Consider the following 17,706-nt stretch of genomic DNA (forward strand, 5'->3'; position numbering starts at 1 on the left):
TCAGGCGAGGACCGCGGCGGCGATCTCGCTGTCGGTGACCAGGGAGTTGACCAGGCCGGAGCACAGCACGGCGCGGGTGGCGGCGGCCTTCTCCGGGCCGGTGGCCAGCGCGATGCGCGTGGGGATGGCGCGCAGCACGGCCTCGTCGATGCCCATGCGGCGTTCGTCGAGCCCGGCGACGCGGTTGCCGTCGGCGTCGAGCAGCAGGGCGCACGTCTCGGCGACGACGCCGGCGGCGTCGAGGTCGGCCGCCTCCTCCGGGGTCACGGACCCGTGCACCTGGGAGGCGCCGGGCAGCCACGCGCCGACGGACACGATGGCGCAGGTGACCACCTCGTGGTGGCCGACGGTCTCGCGGATCTGGGGGTTGTCGCGCAGGCTGGCGGCGGTGCGGGCCTCGGGCACGACGAGCGGGGCGTAGAGGGGCCAGGCGTCGCCGCCGCTGACCTCGCTGATGCGCCGCACCAGGTCGACCCCGCTGTGGGTGATGGCGCCCGCCATGCCGGTGAGTTGCACGACGTCGCAGCGGGGCAGGGTGACCAGGTGCGGGGCGATGTGGGTGAGCGTGCGGCCGCAGTCGACGCCGATGACGTCGCCGTCGCGCAGGATCGACTGCAGCAGTTCGGCCATGGCCTTGGCGACGGCGTCGACGCGGTCGGCGGTGGCGTTGGTGTCGGCGGCGACGGCGTAGGCGTGTTGCAGGCGGAAGCGCTTCTGCAGTGCGGTGGACAGGTCGACGTCGATGGCGCCGGGGTTGTGGATCCGGATCTCGACCATGCCGGATTCGATGGCCTCGTCGAGCATTCTGGCGACCTTGAACCGGGACAGGCCGAACTCCTCGGCGATCTGTATCCGGGTACGTCCTTCGAGGTAGTAGCGCCGGGCGATCACCGCTCGGAGGAAGAGCTCATCGGGCCCCACGCCGGCCTCCCTTCGTGGTTCGGCACCGCCGTGCACATATGTGCAGCGACGTTGACATATGAGCATAGGGGTTGCATGATCCACCTCACAACGAACACGTGAGTGTTCGCACGGATCGAGCGCAGCGCACGAAACTGGAGACGACGCAGGCATGGGCATGGACGACTCGGCGCTCACCGCGTTGGCCGAAACGGTGCTGACACGCGAGGCGGCGGCACTGAGCGCCCTGGTCGGCAGCGTCGAATCCGGCGTCGTCGAGGTGGCGCGGCGCGTGGTGGCCGTCCCAGGGAAGGTCGTCACGACCGGGTCGGGCACGTCGGGCATCATGGCCGAGCGGCTCGCCCACCTGCTGTCGGTGTGCGGCTCGCCCGCGGTGTACCTGCCGTCGATGGATGCGCTGCACGGCGGCATGGGCGCCATCACGCCGTCGGACCTCGTGCTGGCCATCTCGAAGACGGGCCGGTCCACCGAATTGACCAGCCTGGTCGAGAAGTTGGGTACGCGCGGGGTGCCCGTCGTCGCCGTCACCGAGAGCCCCGGCTCCCCGTTCGCCGCGGCCGCCGCCACGGTGGCGGCACTGCCGGCCACCCCGGCGGGTGCCGATCCCGGCGACATGATCGCGATGGCGAGCACGCTGTCGGTCGGCGTCTGGGGCGACGCGGTGGCGGTGGTCGCCATGGCGCTGCGCGGGCACACCCTCGACGAGGTGGTCGACAGTCATCCCGCGGGCGGCGTCGGCTTCCGGGGTGCCAGGCCGGGCGATCAGGCCCCGGTGGTGTCGGCATGACGGGGCACGCATCGGCGGGCGCCCCGGACGTCGTGCTCGGCGTCGACTCCTCCACCCAGTCCTGCAAGGTCGAGGTCCGCGAACGGGAGACCGGGCGGCTGCTGGCCACCGGCGCGGCACCGCACCCCCCGGCGTATCCGCCCCGCAGCGAACAGCATCCGCGCGACTGGGTGACGGCACTGTGCGCCGCGACCCGCGCCGCGCTGCAGGCGTGCCCGGGCACGCCGACGGTGCGCGCGATCTCGGTCGCCGCGCAGTGTCACGGGTTGGTGCTGCTGGCCGACGACGGCACCCCGGTGCGTCCGGCCAAGCTGTGGAACGACACGACCGGCGCACCCAACCTGGCCCGGTTGGTGGCCCGCATCGGGGCCCAGCCGTTCATCGAGCACGTGGGATCGCTGCCCACGGCGGCGTTCACCATCGCGAAGGTGGCGTGGCTGGCCGAACACGAGCCGGCCTCGCTGGAGCGGGCCACCGCGATGCTGCTGCCCCACGACTACCTCACCCACTGGCTCACGGGGGCACTGGTCACCGACCGGTCCGAGGCCTCGGGCACCGGATACTTCGACGCCGCCGCGCACCGCTGGCTGCCCGACTATCTGGAACTGGCGGCGGGACCGCGGGATTGGGCTGCGCTGCTGCCGACGGTGCTGGGCCCGTGCGACGTGGCGGGCACGGTGCGCGCCGAGGCCGCCGAGGCGCTCGGCATCACCGGTGACGTGATCGTGGGCCCCGGAGGCGGCGATCAGCACGCCGCGTTCCTCGGGCTGGGACTGTCCGACGGCGACCAGTACGTGGGCATCGGCACCTCGGGCGTCGTGGCCACCTCGACGCGCACGCCGGTGTTCGACCCGACCGGCATGGTCGACGGTGTCGCCGACCTCACCGGCGGATACCTGCCGCTGGTCAGCACGCTCAACGCCGCGCGCGTGGGCGACGTGGCCACGGCGCTGTTGGGCACCGACCACGCCGGCCTCGTCGAGCTGGCGCTGTCGGCGGGGGAGGGCCGCGGACCGGTGCTGGTGCCCTACCTCGACGGCGAGCGAAAGCCCAACCGTCCCAACGCGCGTGGCACGCTGGCCGACGTCACGTCGCACACCACGCGCGCCGAGCTGGCCAGGGCCTTCGTCGAGGGCCCGCTGCTGTCGCTGCTGAGCGCGCGGGACTCCCTGCGGGCGTGCGGCGTGGCACTCGACGGCAGCCCCGTCGCCGTCGGCGGGGGCAGCCGCTCGCCTGCGACGCTGCAACTGCTGGCCGACCTGCTGGACGAACCGGTCACGGTGCTCGACGCCGACGAGGCCACCGCCCGCGGGGCGTGCGTGCAGGCCGCCGCGGTGGCCGCGGGCGCCACCGTCGACGGTCTGGTGGAGTTGGCCACGCGCTGGCAACCCGCCGTGCGCCAACGCGTCTCGCCGCGCCCGTCGCGACGCGACCTGACGGCACTGCGGCAGCGCTGGGCCGAGTTGGCCGCGTGCACCGTGCTCGACGAGCGGAGCGCGTCGTGACCGTGTCCTCGAACGTGACCTCGAACGTGACCTCGAACGTGACCTTGGCCTCCTGGCATCGCCGCCACCCCGGCCGCATCGCCGGGTCGATCTACGCTGCCGCACCCGCGTCGCGTCCCGCCGTCGCCCGCGCGCTGGCCGAGGCCGGCGTCACCGTCCACGCCGACGTCATGGCGGCCGACGAGGGGCTGCCCGTCGGCGTCACGCTCGACGAACTGCGCGCGGTGGCCCACGGCGTGACCGGCGCCGGCGTCGACGTCCACCTCATCGGCTCGGTCGCCTTCGTCGACGCGGTCCTCACCGACGTGCTGGCCACCGCCCCGGCCCGGGTGATGCTGCCCTGGGAGGCGTTCACCGAGCAGCGGGCGTCGGCCATCCGCGGCGCCGGTGCGCAAGCCTGGGTGGCGCTGTGGGACGAGTGGGACGGCGTCACGGCCGAGCCGCGCTGGGCGTGCCTGCCCGACGGCGTGCTGGTGATGCTCATCGAACCCGGCACCAAGGACCGCTGCCGCATCAACCGGCTCAGCCTCGTCACCGCCCTCGTCGCCCGGTACCCGCGGCTGCCGGTGATGGTCGACGGCGGCGTCACCGAAGAGATCAGCTCCCTGTGCGTCACCGCGGGCGTCCACCAGATGGTCGTCGGGCGCGCACTTCTCGAAGTCGAACGAAAGGAAGCGATGTGACGGGAACACTGTCGGCGCAGGACTCGTCGGCGGCGCCGGCCGAGACCATGCGCGCCAGCGTCATGACCGGCGTGGAGACGTTGCGGATCGAGGACCGGCCGGTGCCGGTGCCCGGCCCGCACGAGGTGCTGGTCGAGGTCGCCGCCGTGGGCGTCTGCGGCTCCGACGTGCACTACTACCGGCACGGTCGCATCGGTGACTTCGTCGTCGAGGACCCGATGATCCTCGGCCACGAGCTGTCGGGCCGCATCGCCGCCGTCGGGGAGGGCGTGGATGCCGCCCGCATCGGCCAGCGCGTCGCGGTCGAGCCCCAGCACCCGTGCCGGCGGTGCGCGCAGTGCAAGGCGGGCCGCTACAACCTGTGCCCGGAGATGAAGTTCTACGCGACGCCGCCCGTCGACGGCGCGTTCTGCCGATACGTCACCATCGACGACGACATGGCGCACCCGGTGCCCGACTCCATGTCCGACGAGGCCGCGGCGCTGCTCGAACCGCTGTCGGTGGCCATCACCACCATGCGCAAGGCGGGGGTGGCGCCGGGGACGTCGGTGCTCATCGCCGGCGCGGGACCCATCGGCGTGATCTGCGCGCAGACCGCGCGGGCGTTCGGTGCGTCGCGGATCGTGGTCACCGACCTGGTGCCGTCGCGGCGGGAGCGGGCGCTGCAGTTCGGTGCCACCGAGGTGCTCGATCCCACCACCACCGACGTCGCGACCATCGCGCCCGTCGACGCGTTCGTCGACGCCACCGGTGTGCCGGCGGCCGTCGTGAGCGGCATCAAGGCCGTCGGCCCGGCGGGGCACGTGGTGCTGGTGGGCATGGGTGCCGACGAGTACCCGCTGCCGGTGGCCCACATCGCCAACCTGGAGATCACGCTGACCGGGGTGTTCCGCTACACCGACACCTGGCCGGCCGCCATCCACCTGGTGTCCAGCGGTGCCATCGATCTCGACGCCATGGTCACCGGCCGCTACGACCTCGAACACGTCGCCGAGGCGTTGGAGAGCGACACCGATCCCGCCAGCCTCAAGTCCATCGTCCACCCGGAGTGAGTGAGTCCATCAGCATGAGCAGCACGACATCCCCGTTCGACCTCACCGGCCGCACCGCGCTGGTGACCGGGGGCAATCAGGGACTGGGCCGGGCGTTCGCGTTCGGTCTGGCCGAAGCCGGTGCGCGGGTGGCGATCTCGGGTCGCAACGCCGAGCGCAACGCGGCCGTGGTCGCCGAGAGCGAAGAGCGCTTGGGCCAGGGCAACGGCTTTCACGCCATCACCGCCGACATCACCCGGCAGGCCGACGTCGAGCGCATGACCGCCGACGCCATCGCCGCGTTGGGGCACCTCGACATCCTGGTCAACAACGCGGGCACCTGCTACCACGCCGAGTCCTGGGACGTCACCGAGCAGCAGTGGGACGACGTCTTCGACCTCAACGTCAAGGCACTGTGGGCGTGCTCGCTGGCCGCCGGTGCGCACATGCGCGAGCGCGGGTCGGGCTCGATCGTCAACATCGGCTCGATGTCGGGCATGATCGTCAACCGCCCGCAGATGCAGCCGGCCTACAACGCGTCGAAGGCCGCGGTGCACCACCTCACGAAGTCGCTTGCCGCGGAATGGGGTCCGCTCGGCATCCGCGTCAACGCGTTGGCCCCGGGATACTGCAAGACCGAGATGGCACCGGTGGATCGCCCGGACCTCAAGCGGCACTGGATCGACGACACCCCGATGCTGCGCTACGCGATGCCCGAGGAGATCGCGCCCAGCGTGGTGTTCTTGGCCAGCGACGCGGCCTCGTTCATCACCGGCTCGGTGCTGGTGGCCGACGGCGGGTACACGACGTGGTGAGCACCCCCGACACCATCCGCCGCGTCGTGGTCAACGCGCTCGACGACGTCGAGGTCGAGACCGTGGCGTTCGGCGCGCCCGCCGCGGGTGAGGTGGCCGTGCGCACCACGGTGGTCGGCATCTGCGGGTCGGACCTGCACGCCGCGTGCGGCAGGCATCCGTTCATCGACCTGCCCTACCGGCCCGGCCACGAGGCCGTCGGCGTCGTCGCCGCCGTCGGCCCGGACGTCGACGAGGCGCTCGTCGGCACCCGCGTCGCGCTGGAACCCAACCTCGCGTGCGGGCACTGCACGCAGTGTCGCGCGGGCCGCTACAACATCTGCAAGGAATTGCTGGTGTTCGGCTGCCAGACGCCCGGGGCGCTGGGCGATGCGTTCACCGTCGCCGCCGACCGGCTGGTGCCCATCCCCGACGACCTCGACGATGCGCACGCCATCCTGATCGAGCCGCTGGCGACGCCCGTGCACACCGTGCGCCGGGCGCAGGAGTTCGTCGGCGATCTGCGCGACCGCCCGGTCGTGGTGATCGGTGCCGGACCCATCGGGCTGTTCGCGCTGCTGGCCGCCCGGCACGCCGGGGCCCGCGTCGTGGTCGCCGACCTGCTGGAGTCCAAGCGCACCAGGGCGCAGCGGCTCGGCGCGGTGGGCACGTTCGACCCGACGGCCCCCGACGCCGTCGCACGCGCGCTGGACCTGATGGGCGGGCCCGCGGCGGTCGTCATCGACTGCGTGTCGCGGGAGAGTTCGGTGGCCCAGGCCGTCGACGTGGTCGACAAGGGCGGCGCGGTGATGATCGTCGGCGTGCCCGACGGTGCGACGTCGGTGCCGCTGGGCCTCATCCAGGACCGGGAGCTGGCACTGGTGGGCAACCTGATGTACGTCCGCGAGGACTTCGCGGCCGCCATCGACCTGCTGCGTTCGGGTGAGGTCCCCGTCGACGAGATCATCAGCGCCAGTTACGACCTCGAGCACGCCGCGGACGCGTTCACCGCGTCGGCCGATCCGGAGAACGTCAAGGTTCTCGTGACGGTGGGGAGATGACCGTGTCCAATTCGCCGGCCACGTCGCCGTCCGAGCCACTGTTGCGCTGCGTCGACGTCCACAAGGGCTTCGGCGGCGTCCCCGTGCTCAAGGGCATCACGCTGGATCTGGAACCCGGCACGGTGACGGCGCTGGCCGGTGAGAACGGCGCGGGCAAGTCCACGCTGATGAAGATCATCAGCGGCCAGTATTCGGCCGACCGCGGCACCGTCACGGTCAAGGGTGCCGAACTGTCCTCGGGCAACGCCAAGGACGCCGTCAAGCACGGCGTCGCGATCGTGCCGCAGGAGCTGGCGTCGATCGAGGACATGACGGTCTACGAGAACCTGTTCGTGGGCCGCGAGATCACCACCGGCCCGTTCCTGAACCGGCGCGCGATGATCGACGAGGCGCGTGACGCCCTCGCTGTGTTCGGCGTCTCCATCGACCCGAGCGCGCGCATGGGCAGCCTGCCCGTGGGGTTGCGCCAGATCGTCGAGATCGTCAAGGCCGCCCGGACCGGCGCGCAGGTCGTCATGCTCGACGAGCCGACGTCGGCGATCTCCGAGCGCGAGGTCGAAGGGCTGTACCAGATCGTGCGCCAGCTCAAGGAGCACGGTGTCGCGATGGTCTACACCACGCACAAGATGGCCGAGATCCGCGCGATCGCCGATCGCGTCGTCGTACTGCGCGACGGTGGGCTGATCCTCGACGAGGGCATCGCCGACGTCACCGACGACGACATCGTCACCGCCATGATCGGTCGCGAACTCGACGCGTTGTTCCCCGATCGGCCCGAGCCGACGACCGAGACCGTGCTCGAGGTCCGGGATCTGCAGGTCGAGGGGGCGCAGGGCCCGGTGTCGCTCACGGTCCGGGCCGGCGAGATCGTCGGGCTGGCGGGGCTGGTGGGTGCGGGCCGAACCGAGTTGCTGGAGGCCATCTTCGGGGCTCGCCGCAGCACGTCGGGGGACGTGCGGGTGCGGGGCAAGCAGGTCAAGCGCAACGCGCCGGCGGCCGCGATCACCGCGGGCATGGCCATGGTGCCCGAGGACCGCAAGCTCAACGGCGTCGTGCTGTCGATGAGCGTGCTCGACAACGGCTCGCTGCCCCGGTTGTCGTCGTTCTCCATCGCCGGGTGGCTGCGGGGCAAGTCGCGCACCGACGCGGTGTCGAACGTGATGAAGTCCGTCCGGTTGCGCAGCAACGGGCTGTCGCAGGAGGTCGGCACCCTCTCGGGCGGCAATCAGCAGAAGGTGGTGCTGGCCCGCTGGCTCACCGGCGACGTCAACGTGCTGCTCCTCGACGAGCCGACCCGCGGTGTCGACGTCGGCGCCCGCAGCGAGATCTACCGCATCATCACCGAATTCGCGCAGCAGGGCATGGCCGTGCTGATGGCGTCCTCGGACATGCCCGAAGTCGTCGGGCTGTCGCACCGCGCGTTCGTCATGCGGGGCGGTCAGTTCGTCGGCGAACTGGATCGAGACGACCTCGACCATCCCGAGGTCCAGGAGTCGGTGTTCCGACTGGCGACCGCCCTGGACACCCGACCCGAGACCGACCAGGAGGCGGCATCGTGAGCACCAAGGACACGAAGGAACCACGAGCCGAGGCCGGTGGTGCCACCACGGTGGCCTCGCCGATGACCGGGGAACCGGTGAAGCTGTTCTCGCGAGACTGGTTCGGCGCCATGGCGCTGCGCTACGCCATGGTCATCATCCTGCTGCTGGTGATCTGCTACTTCAGCTATCGCAGCGCCCGGTTCTCCACGCCGGACAACCTGATCACCATCCTGGTGGCGGCGGCGCCGTTCGCGCTGATCGCCCTGGGCCAGACGCTGGTGATCCTCACCGGCGGCATCGACCTGTCGGTGGGCAGCGTCATCGCGGTGTCGGCGATGGCGGGCGCGGCGACCGCCAAGGCCAACCCCGGGCAGGTCTGGATGACCGTGCTGGTGGCCATGCTGGTCGGTCTGGCCGTCGGCTGCCTCAACGGTGTGATGGTGTCCCGTTTGAACGTTCCGCCGTTCATCGCGACGTTGGGCACGCTGACAGCGGGTTCCGGTGCGGCCTACGTGATCGGCGGCGGAGCCCCCATCAACGGGCTGCCCGCCGAGTTCGGCTCGATCGCCAACACCAAGATCCTCGGGCTGCAGATCCCGGTGCTGCTGATGATCTTCGGCATCATCGCGCTCGCCGTCATCATGAAGCGCACCACCTACGGCATGCGCGTGTACGCCGTCGGCGGCAACCGCAACGCCGCCGAGATCGCCGGCATCAACACCAAGAACGTGTTGTTCAGCGTCTACGCCTTCTCCGGTCTGCTGGCCGGCTTGTCGGGCGTCATGCTGGCCTCGCGCGTCATCTCCGGCCCGCCCAACCTCGGGCAGGGCTACGAGCTGGACGCCATCGCCGCCGTGGTCATCGGCGGCGCCAGCCTGATGGGTGGCCGCGGCACCATCTGGGGAACCGCGTTGGGTCTGTTGATGATCCAGACGCTCAACAACGGTCTGGACATCCTGGTCGTGCCCGCCTACTGGCAGGACGTGATCAAGGGCGTGCTGATCGTCGCCGCGGTCGCGGTCGACGTCTGGTCGTCGCGACGCCGAACGTGACCGCCCGGATCGCGCCGGGCGTCCACGTCGACAGCAGTACCCCCAACGGTTTCACCATTTCCACACTCAAGGAGAGAGAAGGCACATGAGGCTGGGAACGAAGATGTTCGCGGTTGCGTCGGCCGCGGCGTTGACGCTCGGGATGACGGCGTGTGGCGCCGGCGACGAGAGCGCCAAGAGCGGCACCACCCGGGTGGGCGTGTCGGTGTACGACATGAGCTCGTTCATCACCGCGGGCAAGGAGGGCATGGAGGCCTACGCCAAGGCCAACGACATCGAGCTGGTGTGGAACTCCGCCAACCTCGACGTGTCCACGCAGGCCAACCAGGTCGACTCCTTCATCAACCAGGGGCTGAACGCGATCATCGTCGTTCCGGTGCAGGCGGATTCGCTGGGCCCGCAGGTCACCGCGGCCAAGGACAAGGGCATCCCGCTGGTCCCGGTGAACGCCGCCCTCAACAGCCCCGACGTGGCCGCCAGCGTGCAGCCCGACGACGTGGCCGCCGGCGAGCAGGAGATGCAGATGATGGCCGACCGCCTCGGCGGTCGCGGCAACATCGTCGTGCTGCAGGGCCCGCTGGGGCAGTCCGGCGAACTGGACCGCACCAAGGGCATCAAGAACGTGCTCGCCAAGTACCCGGACATGAAGGTGCTGGCCATGGACACCGCCAACTGGAAGCGTGACGAGGCGGTCAACAAGATGAAGAACTGGATCTCCGGCTTCGGCCCGCAGATCGACGGCGTGGTCGCCGAGAACGACGACATGGGTCTCGGTGCGCTGCAGGCCCTCAAGGAATCCGGCCGCACCGGCGTGCCGATCGTCGGCATCGACGGCATCGAGGACGGGCTGAACGCCGTCAAGAGCGGTGAGTTCATCGGCACGTCGCTGCAGAACGGCACCGTCGAGCTGTCGGCCGGCCTGGCCGTCGCGGCGGCGCTGGCCAAGGGCGAGCAGGTGAACACGAAGCCCGTGTACATCATGCCCGCCATCACCAAGGACAACGTCGACGTGGCCATCCAGCACGTGGTGACCGATCGCCAGCAGTTCCTCGACGGGTTGAGCGAGCTGACCAAGAAGAACCTCGAGACCGGCGACATCGCCTACGAGGGCATCCCGGGCCAGAAGCAGCCCTGACACTCGCGATTCGTGGAGTTTCCGTCGCGCTGAGCGCGACGGAAACTCCACGAATCACACGACAATGAAGGAAGACGCATGAGAATCCTCACGAAGATCGCCGCGGTCGCCGCGACCGGGGCGCTGACGCTGGGCATGACCGCCTGTGGTGCGGGCGACGACAGCGCCAAGAGCGGTACCACCCGCATCGGCGTCACGGTGTACGACATGAGTTCGTTCATCACCGCCGGCAAGGAGGGCATGGAGACCTACGCCAAGGCCAACGACATCGAGCTGGTGTGGAACTCGGCCAACAACGACGTCTCCACGCAGGCCAGCCAGGTCGACTCGCTGATCAACCAGGGCGTGTCGGCGATCATCGTCGTTCCGGTGCAGGCGGATTCGCTGGGCCCGCAGGTCGCCGCCGCCAAGTCGAAGAACATCCCGCTGCTGGCGGTCAACGCCGAGTTGCAGAGCCCCGACCTCGCGGGCAACGTGCAGCCCGACGACGTGGCCGCGGGTGCCCAGGAGATGCAGATGATGGCCGACCGTCTCGGCGGTCGCGGCAACATCGTGATCCTGCAGGGCCCGCTGGGCGGCTCGGGTGAGATCAACCGCGGCAAGGGCATCGACCAGGTGCTGGCGAAGTACCCGGACATCAAGGTGCTGGCCAAGGACACCGCGAACTGGAAGCGCGACGAGGCCGTCAACAAGATGAAGAACTGGATGTCGTCGTTCGGCCCCCAGATCGACGGCGTCGTGTCGCAGAACGACGACATGGGCCTCGGTGCGCTGCAGGCCCTCAAGGAGGGCGGCCGCAACGGCGTCCCGATCGTCGGCATCGACGGCATCGAGGACGGGCTGAACGCGGTCAAGAGCGGTGAGTTCATCGGCACGTCGCTGCAGAACGGCACCGTCGAGCTGTCGGCGGGCCTGGCGGTGGCCAACGCGCTGGTCAAGGGCGAGCAGGTCAAGACCGACCCGGTCTACGTGATGCCGGCCATCACGAAGGACAACGTGGACGTGGCGCTGCAGCACGTGGTGACCGACCGTCAGCAGTTCCTCGACGGTCTGGTCGAGTTGACCAAGAAGAACCTCGAGACCGGCGACATCGCCTACGAGGGGATCCCGGGCCAGAAGCAGCCCTGATCCCACCACCCCCAGACGCGGGACCGGTCACCAGGAGCACTGGTGATCGGTCCCGCTTCCATGTCGGCTCGTGGTCGGCCCACCTCGAGCGATGAGTTCGGCGGCCCCGTCCGGTCCACATCACGACGACGAAAGGATCCGGCATGACCTTCGAGCACGTCCTGGCGGTGGTCCCGGTGGCCGACGTCGCGGTGTCGGGGCCCTGGTACGACAAGCTGTTCGGGCGGCCGTGCGACAACGCGCCGATGCCGTCGCTGGTGGAATGGCAGGTGGTCCCGGGCGGATGGGTGCAGGTCTGGCAGGCCGAGGGGGACGCGGTAGGAGCGCCCGGGCACGGCCTGCTCAACCTGGCCGTCGACGATCTGCCCGCGGCGGTGGCCGCTGCCGCCGCCGCGGGGTTGGTCCCCGGTCCGGTGCTGGAGGCCGCCGCCGGGGTGCGGTTGTGCACCCTGAGCGATCCCGACGGCAACACCATCCGGTTGATCGGCCACTTCCGGGTCGTGTACTGACGCCGCTCACCCCTCGCGGGCCAGCGCCAGCACCTCCTCGGTGGTGGGCGGGCTGGCGGGGTGGTGCGACAGGCACCAGGGTGTCTGGATGCGGTGAAAGGCGTTGCCCTCCAAGGCGACGTAGAAGTTGCCCGCCCGCAGCTTGCTGATGTCGGGCACCTCGCCGCCCTTGGCGCGGGCCATCTCGCGCGCCGTGGCGATCTGGGCGGGGGCGTTCAGCAGACCGTAGAACTGCGTGGCCGCGTTGCCCGGGATGTGCAGGTGCAGGCCACGCGGCGCCTGTGTGGCGAACACCAGACCCAGGCCGTACTTGCGGGCCTGTGACACCAGTGCCAGCGTGCTGCGCGTGCACGCGGTGTAGCGGTCCGACGGCGCGAAGTTCTGCGCCTCGTCCATCACCAGCAGTCCGCCGAGGGGACGGCTGCCCGCGGGATGGCGCTTGATCCAGGAGAACAGCGCCATCTGGAGCTGGTTGACGAACCCCTCGCGCTGCTGCTCGGTGGCCAGACCCACCATGTTGATCACGGAGATGCGGGCGCGCATCCCGGGTGTCGGCCGTAGCAGCGCGCCGGGGTCGGCGGGGGCGCCGCGGCCACCGAAGAGCGGATCGTTGACCATGGCGGCGTGCAGGTTGCTCGCCAACTCGGCGGCCAGCTTGGGTCCCTTGGGCAGCTCGCTGACACCGTCGGGGAGGTCGGCCAGCATGGCGACGAAACCGGGAAGCGACGCGCGGGGTTCGCGCCGGGCGTAGTGGCGCAGCGCCACCTTCAGCACGGCCCGCGACTGCATGGCCTTCGCGGTGTTGCCGGTGATCAGTGCCCGCGGTTCCAGCGCGGCCACCGCCGCGTCGACGGCTTCGTCGAACTCCTCCTCGTCGTCGAGGACCCCGGCGAAGTCCGGCAGCGGTTGAAAGGACAGCGGCCGCCCCGAGTTCCGCCGCGGCGTCCACACCAGCACCTCGGTGCCGGCGAAGTACGCGTCGGCGCGGGCGTCGTCGGCCGGGTTCCACCCGGTGGGCTTCTCGGGCCACGGGGAGCCCATGCGGGACAGGTCGTTGTTGGGGTCCAGCACGATCGAGGACACCCCGCGCAGGGCGCATTCCTCGACGAGCCTGCGGATGAGCACGGTCTTGCCGGACCCCGAACCGGCGAAGATCGCCGTGTGTTTGCGCAGGGCGGCGAGTCCCACGGTCAGTGGGTGGCCACCGCCGTCGACGCCGACCGGCAGTTCGTCGGGCGCGGTGGCGACGTCGGCGTAGGCCGGTACGAGGGGTTCGGCGACGGTCGGCGCCGGCTCGGGGACGGGGGAGGGCTCGGGTGGCGCCTCGCCGACGACGTCGTCGAGGGCCTCGCGCAGCAGCGTGGTGCCGTGGGCGGGGCGACGGCGCCGCAACCAGTCCGGCAGGTCGGGGTGATCCTCGTCGATCAGGTCGCGCAGGGCGGTCAGCGTGCGCAGGTCGTCCTCGGTCATGGGCAGGGTGCGGACTCCGGCGGCCTGCACCTCGTCGACGAGTGCCGAGGTCTTGGCGCCCCCGGGCCAGGCGGTGTTGCGCAGCAGCACCAGTCGCCTGCGATCCGGATCCGACGCGATACCGGTTGCCTCCCAGGCCTTCTTGATCCTCGTCTGGACCGCACCCGCGTGCCCGTGGGCAATGGCCCGGAACGACCAGTGGCGTTCGTCCTCGGTGGCGGTGTCCAGGCTCTGGCGCAGTCGGGCGTGCAGTGACACGACGCGTCCGGGTGGCGGGTCGGTGCGGAAGGACTGTTCGGGGTCGTCGCGCTCGATGATCCACGCCTGCAGTCCGGCCGCCAGCAGGGCGGGCACGGTGGTGTCCTCGCCGTCGGGGTTCAGCGCGGCCGCCACGACGGCGCGGCGGCGGTAGTCCGCGAAGCGGCGGTCGAGTTCGTCGAACGCGGTGCTGGTGTCGGGGGTGGCGGATTCGGTCGGCGCCTCGCCCGAACCCGTTGGGGCACTGGGCGGTTCGTCGCCGAGGTGGGCGAGTTCGACGATCTCGTCGGCGCGCAGGCAGGCTCGGACGTGCTCGTCGGCGCGTTGCAGCAGGCGCCGGGGCGTGTAGTTGGGGGCGTCGTCGAAGGCCGCGGGGAGGATGGGCCAGCTGGGGTAGGGCGGCGTGAAGTCGATGGCGAGGTAGCGGGCGCCGAAGCGGCGTTCCAGGATGGCGCGCCCGATGTCGGCGGTGGGGAGTCGCTCCAGCACGGCGGTCTCGCGGAACCGGTCGGCGACGGTGGCGGTGGCCCGGTGACGGATCAGCTCCCATACGCCGGGAAGGCACGCCACCACCGCGACGGTGCGGCGCATGGCCTCCTTGATGCTCATCAAACCGTGCGCGACGTGCTCCAGGTTGCGACTGTCGTCGTGGCTGACCTCGTCGGCGCCGGTCGCCGAATGGGCTTGGGCGAGCAGCGTGTCGATCTGGTCGACGGCGAGCACCGCGGGGCCGGCCAGTGCCACGATGCGGGAGATCTCGCCGACGGTCTGCTGTGCGGTGCGGTCGTTGGTGCGCAACCCCCACGTGGTGCGCTCCTCGGCCGAGATCTCGCCGCCAGAGCCCAGGAACGCCTCGCCGATGTCCTGCAGCGCAGGGTCATTGGAGGCGACGAGGATCAGCGCGCGCAACGTGTGCCTGCAGTTGCGGACCGCGACGCCGCGGGCCTTGGTGAGGGCCTCGACGAATTCGTCGAGGATCGCCGGTGTCAGGTCCTCGTCGCCGATGAGCGCGCGCCGCGCCGCGCGGGAGACGTGCGCGATCTGCTCCAGCTGCCACACCAGGTCCTTGAGCTGGGTCTCGTGCTTCTGGCCCGGCCTGCCCAGGCTGTCGAGGATGCCGCCGCGCGTCGACTGCCAGAAGTTCGTGGCGTCCAGCAGCTGCACCATGAAGAAGAAGCCGCCCGCCGTCCGCACGCGGTCGCGGACGTGGCCCAGCAGGTGGGTCTTGCCCGACCCTGCCTGTCCCCGGACGGCGACGCCGATGGGGCTGGACTCGGCCTGACGCTCGGCGTCGGCGAACGCCGCGAGCACGTCGTCGAGGGCGTCGTCGTGCAGCCCGCCGATGTGGGACTCCTGCGGGTGCCACACGTCGTCGAGGGTCTCCACCCAGTTCAGTCGCAGCTCGGTGAGCGCCTTGCGCCGTCGCTCGTCGATCACGAGGACATCGCGATCAGGTGGTTGCGCTGTCCGCCGATCAGGATGGCCGCGGCGTCGTCGGCGTCGGTGAGCACCTTCTGGTTCTCCTCGGGTAGCAGGCTGATGTGGCGGGCGTGCAACAGGTTTCGCAAGGCGGCGTCCAGATCGTCGGTGGACACCTCGGGCAGCGCGGCGCGCAGCCGCGTCAACCGCACCATAGCGCCGGGGCCGTCGGCCAGGTCGCGGTACGCGCTGCGCACGCGGTCCTCGACGGTCGGCACCGGCACGGATGTGGGTGCCGCGTCGGCGGGGGCGATGACGTCGGCGGGGGCCATGACGTCGGCGAGGCTGAGGTCGGCGGTGGTCAGGTAGCGGTCCAGGGCCCGCATGAGCGTGTAGAGGGTCTTCTTCTGGCCGGTGACGTCGTCCGGGGCCGCGCTGCCGACGATGGCGCGGCACATCCGCCAGCCGGCGTCGGTGAGGTCGACGACCATGGGGTTGCCGGTCACCTCGATCAGGCCCTTGCGCCGCAGCTTCTCCCGCTGCGGCCGGGTCAGTTGGGGCCCGTGGTCCTTGAGGCGGGCGTTCGGCACCGGTCGGCACTCGGCCATCAGGACCAGCAGCACGGCCTGCTCGGACCCGGTCAGCTCGTCGGGGTGCACGCTCACGGCGTGTCGCCTTTCTGCCGGGAGGCCAGGAGGACCTCGATGACGTGCAGGACACGTGCCACGTCGTCACGGATGTCGTCGTTGGTGAACCTCGATACTGCATACCCGGCGACCACGAGCGCGTTGTCGCGGCGTCGATCGTCGGCGTCCGTCAGCGCACCGCGGTTCGGGCCGTCGATCTCGACGACACGGCGTTCGAAGGTCGGGTCCACCCGCATCGACGGCGCCAGGGGATGGGCCCGGACCACCTGGTTCTTGGCGCGCCCGCGTGCCCGGGGCGGCATCGCCGGCCGAGCCCCGAGCGTCGGGCCCGCCCCTGGTGAGCCGTCGGGGGCGACGGCCGGAAGGGCGTCGGTGAGAGCCACCGGGTCGGCGCCGATGCGGGTGACGCCCGCGAGCGGCGGCCCGGCCCACGAGGCGTGGCGTGCGCACGGGTCGTCGTGCACCCGCGACGGCATTCCCCTCGACCCACTCACTGACCCCATTGTGGCCTACGGGGCGCCGCCGTGCGGTCAGCGGCGCGGCCTCACAGGTCGGTCAAGGCCACCGCGGTGTCGGTGAGGCGCGCGACGTCGACCGGTCGACGGGCGCGGATCAGGGCCTTGATGTCGTCGAGGCCCTCCCACACGTTGACGTTCATCCCGGCCAGCACCCGATCGTCGTCGCCGAGCCAGAACACCGTGAACTCGCCGCCGTCCCGGTCGCCGCGGAACACCGTGCGGGCGTCGCCCGGCGCGTGCCCCACGTACTCCATGCCCAGGTCGTACTGGTCGGTGAAGAAGTACGGCAGGTTGTCGTAGGACCCGGGCTCGCCGAGCATGCCCGCCACCGCGACGGCGGGCTGGTTCAGGGCGTTCGCCCAGTGTTCGGTGCGCACGCGCGTGCCGAGCACCGGGTGCTGCTGGGCGGCGATGTCGCCGACGGCGAAGACGTCGGGGTCGCTGGTGCGCAACGCCTCGTCGACGGCGACGCCGCCGTCGGCCATGGTCAGACCGGCCTCTTCTGCGAGCGCGACGTTGGGTTGCGCGCCGACGGCCACCAGCACGGCGTCGGCGGCCACGGTGCTGCCGTCGGCGAGTTCGAGACCCGTCGCCGCACCGTCGCGCGTGGTGATCGCCGCGACCTCGGTGGACAGGCGCAGGTCGACGTCGTGCTTGCGATGCAGATCCGCGAACACCTGCGCGGCCTCGCGACCGAGCGCGCCCAGGAGGGGCAACTCGGCGGATTCGACGACGGTGACGGCGACGCCGCGTTGCCGCGCCGCGGCGGCCACCTCCAGACCGATCCACCCGGCGCCGACGACGGCGAGCCGCGAGCCGTCGGTGAGCGCGGCCAGCAGGGTGGTCGCGTCGTCGACCGTGCGCAGGTAGTGCACGCCGGAGGCGTCGGCGCCGGGCAGCGGCAGGTGCCGAGACCGTGACCCGGTGGCGAGCAGCAACTTGTCGTAGTGCTCGGTGGTGTCGTCGGACAGCCGGACGGTGTGCGCCCGAGGGTCGATCGCCTCGACGGTGACGCCCACGCGGATGTCGACGTCGTGGTGCCGGTACCAGTCGGCCGGTTGCACGGTGAAGTCGTTGATGCGCTTCTCCCCGATCAGGAAGTCCTTGGACAGCGGGGGCCGTTCGTACGGTAGTTGGCGCTCGTTGCCGAGCAGGATGATCTTGCCGTCGAAACCCTTGTCGCGCAGTTCTTCTGCGGCCTTGGCGCCGGCGAGGCCGGCGCCGACGATGACGAACGTCGAGGACAT

16 protein-coding genes are annotated in these 17,706 nt (G+C 70.9%); 11 read left to right on the top strand and 5 right to left on the bottom strand.

Annotated features, from left to right (window positions below):
- Complete coding sequence (locus AC30CM_RS12400) at window positions 1-921, bottom strand: sugar-binding transcriptional regulator (protein WP_490117173.1); 921 nt, start codon at window positions 919-921, stop codon at window positions 1-3.
- A gap of 151 nt (window positions 922-1,072) precedes the next feature.
- Between AC30CM_RS12400 and AC30CM_RS12405 the strand changes: the two genes are divergently transcribed.
- From AC30CM_RS12405 to AC30CM_RS12455, 11 genes are all read left to right on the top strand, one after another.
- Window positions 1,073-1,708, top strand: a complete 636-nt coding sequence (locus AC30CM_RS12405) for an SIS domain-containing protein (protein ID WP_490117174.1) — start codon at window positions 1,073-1,075, stop codon at window positions 1,706-1,708.
- The gene (locus tag AC30CM_RS12410) at window positions 1,705-3,213 is read left to right on the top strand and encodes a xylulokinase (protein ID WP_490117175.1); all 1,509 of its coding nucleotides are present in this window, start codon (window positions 1,705-1,707) and stop codon (window positions 3,211-3,213) included. The genes AC30CM_RS12405 and AC30CM_RS12410 overlap by 4 nt, the downstream gene beginning before the upstream one ends.
- Window positions 3,210-3,896, top strand: coding sequence for a beta/alpha barrel domain-containing protein (locus AC30CM_RS12415; RefSeq protein WP_490117176.1), 687 nt, complete (start codon window positions 3,210-3,212; stop codon window positions 3,894-3,896). Before AC30CM_RS12410 ends, AC30CM_RS12415 begins: the two co-directional genes overlap by 4 nt.
- Before the next feature lie 47 nt (window positions 3,897-3,943).
- A complete protein-coding gene (locus tag AC30CM_RS12420) occupies window positions 3,944-4,948 on the top strand; it encodes an NAD(P)-dependent alcohol dehydrogenase (RefSeq protein WP_490117226.1) in 1,005 nt (334 codons plus the stop codon).
- Window positions 4,949-4,962: 14 nt separating this feature from the next.
- Window positions 4,963-5,742 carry an SDR family NAD(P)-dependent oxidoreductase gene (locus AC30CM_RS12425; protein WP_490117177.1) on the top strand — a complete coding sequence of 260 codons (780 nt, stop codon included), beginning with the start codon at window positions 4,963-4,965 and terminating at the stop codon, window positions 5,740-5,742.
- Window positions 5,736-6,782 (top strand): zinc-dependent alcohol dehydrogenase, encoded by a 1,047-nt coding sequence (locus AC30CM_RS12430; protein ID WP_490117178.1) that lies wholly within the window; start codon window positions 5,736-5,738, stop codon window positions 6,780-6,782. Before AC30CM_RS12425 ends, AC30CM_RS12430 begins: the two co-directional genes overlap by 7 nt.
- Window positions 6,779-8,341, top strand: a complete 1,563-nt coding sequence (locus AC30CM_RS12435; RefSeq protein WP_490117179.1) for a sugar ABC transporter ATP-binding protein — start codon at window positions 6,779-6,781, stop codon at window positions 8,339-8,341. Before AC30CM_RS12430 ends, AC30CM_RS12435 begins: the two co-directional genes overlap by 4 nt.
- Before the next feature lie 62 nt (window positions 8,342-8,403).
- Window positions 8,404-9,375 (top strand): ABC transporter permease, encoded by a 972-nt coding sequence (locus AC30CM_RS12440; protein ID WP_490117227.1) that lies wholly within the window; start codon window positions 8,404-8,406, stop codon window positions 9,373-9,375.
- An 85-nt stretch (window positions 9,376-9,460) separates the two neighbouring features.
- Entirely contained in the window at window positions 9,461-10,510 is a 1,050-nt protein-coding gene (locus AC30CM_RS12445; RefSeq protein WP_490117180.1) for a substrate-binding domain-containing protein, read from the top strand.
- 78 nt (window positions 10,511-10,588) lie between these two features.
- On the top strand, window positions 10,589-11,638 hold the full coding sequence (locus tag AC30CM_RS12450) for a substrate-binding domain-containing protein (protein ID WP_490117181.1): 1,050 nt from the start codon (window positions 10,589-10,591) through the stop codon (window positions 11,636-11,638).
- Window positions 11,639-11,781: 143 nt separating this feature from the next.
- Window positions 11,782-12,147, top strand: a complete 366-nt coding sequence (locus AC30CM_RS12455; RefSeq protein WP_490117182.1) for a VOC family protein — start codon at window positions 11,782-11,784, stop codon at window positions 12,145-12,147.
- 6 nt (window positions 12,148-12,153) lie between these two features.
- Here AC30CM_RS12455 and AC30CM_RS12460 read toward each other — a convergent pair whose 3' ends face one another.
- From AC30CM_RS12460 to AC30CM_RS12475, 4 genes are read right to left on the bottom strand one after another with little or no spacing between them, the layout of a single operon-like run.
- Window positions 12,154-15,309 (bottom strand): ATP-binding protein, encoded by a 3,156-nt coding sequence (locus AC30CM_RS12460; RefSeq protein WP_490117228.1) that lies wholly within the window; start codon window positions 15,307-15,309, stop codon window positions 12,154-12,156.
- Window positions 15,309-15,959: a hypothetical protein gene (locus AC30CM_RS12465; protein WP_490117183.1), complete on the bottom strand. Its 651-nt coding sequence runs from the start codon at window positions 15,957-15,959 to the stop codon at window positions 15,309-15,311. Before AC30CM_RS12465 ends, AC30CM_RS12460 begins: the two co-directional genes overlap by 1 nt.
- Complete coding sequence (locus AC30CM_RS12470) at window positions 15,956-16,435, bottom strand: DUF559 domain-containing protein (RefSeq protein WP_490117184.1); 480 nt, start codon at window positions 16,433-16,435, stop codon at window positions 15,956-15,958. The genes AC30CM_RS12465 and AC30CM_RS12470 overlap by 4 nt, the downstream gene beginning before the upstream one ends.
- Before the next feature lie 50 nt (window positions 16,436-16,485).
- Window positions 16,486-17,706 (bottom strand): NAD(P)/FAD-dependent oxidoreductase, encoded by a 1,221-nt coding sequence (locus AC30CM_RS12475; protein WP_490117185.1) that lies wholly within the window; start codon window positions 17,704-17,706, stop codon window positions 16,486-16,488.

It is taken from the genome of Mycobacterium sp. DHQP2018-32-09, assembly GCF_058148405.1.

Excerpts from the sequence above, each read along its gene's own strand:
- AC30CM_RS12455 (WP_490117182.1), top strand. The coding sequence starts at position 11,782 with ATGACCTTCGAGCACGTCCTGGCGGTGGTCCCGGTGGCCGACGTCGCG.
- AC30CM_RS12450 (WP_490117181.1), top strand. The coding sequence starts at position 10,589 with ATGAGAATCCTCACGAAGATCGCCGCGGTCGCCGCGACCGGGGCGCTG.
- AC30CM_RS12410 (WP_490117175.1), top strand. The coding sequence starts at position 1,705 with ATGACGGGGCACGCATCGGCGGGCGCCCCGGACGTCGTGCTCGGCGTC.
- AC30CM_RS12445 (WP_490117180.1), top strand. The coding sequence starts at position 9,461 with ATGAGGCTGGGAACGAAGATGTTCGCGGTTGCGTCGGCCGCGGCGTTG.
- AC30CM_RS12435 (WP_490117179.1), top strand. The coding sequence starts at position 6,779 with ATGACCGTGTCCAATTCGCCGGCCACGTCGCCGTCCGAGCCACTGTTG.
- AC30CM_RS12425 (WP_490117177.1), top strand. The coding sequence starts at position 4,963 with ATGAGCAGCACGACATCCCCGTTCGACCTCACCGGCCGCACCGCGCTG.
- AC30CM_RS12475 (WP_490117185.1), bottom strand. The coding sequence starts at position 17,706 with ATGTCCTCGACGTTCGTCATCGTCGGCGCCGGCCTCGCCGGCGCCAAG.
- AC30CM_RS12420 (WP_490117226.1), top strand. The coding sequence starts at position 3,944 with ATGCGCGCCAGCGTCATGACCGGCGTGGAGACGTTGCGGATCGAGGAC.
- AC30CM_RS12405 (WP_490117174.1), top strand. The coding sequence starts at position 1,073 with ATGGGCATGGACGACTCGGCGCTCACCGCGTTGGCCGAAACGGTGCTG.
- AC30CM_RS12440 (WP_490117227.1), top strand. The coding sequence starts at position 8,404 with ATGACCGGGGAACCGGTGAAGCTGTTCTCGCGAGACTGGTTCGGCGCC.